This window comes from Streptobacillus canis (assembly GCF_009733925.1).
GTDB classification, from domain to species: Bacteria; Fusobacteriota; Fusobacteriia; order Fusobacteriales; family Leptotrichiaceae; genus Streptobacillus; species Streptobacillus canis.
Window position 1 is genome coordinate 1 of record NZ_WOEI01000062.1, and the last position, 530, is coordinate 530.

Annotated in this window: 1 protein-coding gene; it reads left to right on the plus strand. The window is 23.2% G+C overall.

Going from position 1 to position 530, the window contains the following annotated elements; all coding sequences use genetic code 11:
* Window positions 1–42: 42 nt before the first annotated feature.
* The coding region (locus GM111_RS08635) for an IS110 family transposase (protein ID WP_408022643.1) at window positions 43–530 on the plus strand (488 nt) is incomplete at its 3' end.

Here is a 530-nt window from a genome sequence, read left to right on the forward strand (position 1 = left end):
TAAGTTATCAAATTTTAATCTCATTACAAGTCTATTAGTATAATATTTGGTGTACACTATGCTTCTGTTATTAATTCTAGTAATGAAGTTATTGGTAAACCTTTTCTTGTAACTAATAATGCTTCTGTTTTCTCTAAATTAAAAGATACTTTAAAAGATTACAATAAAGAAGATGTTTTAATAGTTATTGAATCTACTTCTATTTATGGAAATAACCTTATTAAGTATTTCTATAATCTTGGATTTAAAATTACTATTTTAAATCCTATACTTACAAATAAATTAAGAAAAGCTTCTATACGTAATGCTAAAAATGATAAGATAGATTCTATCTCTATTGCTCAAACAGCATTACTTTGTGCTTATTCTTTATTTAAAGAAGAAGATTACAATAATATTGAACTTAAAGAACTTTCTAGATTTAGAAGAAATCTAAAAAAATCTATTGCTTCTTTAAAAACAAAGCTTACTTCTTGTATTGATGAAGCTTTCCCTGAATATATTAGCTTTTTTAATTCTGGTATTCATAC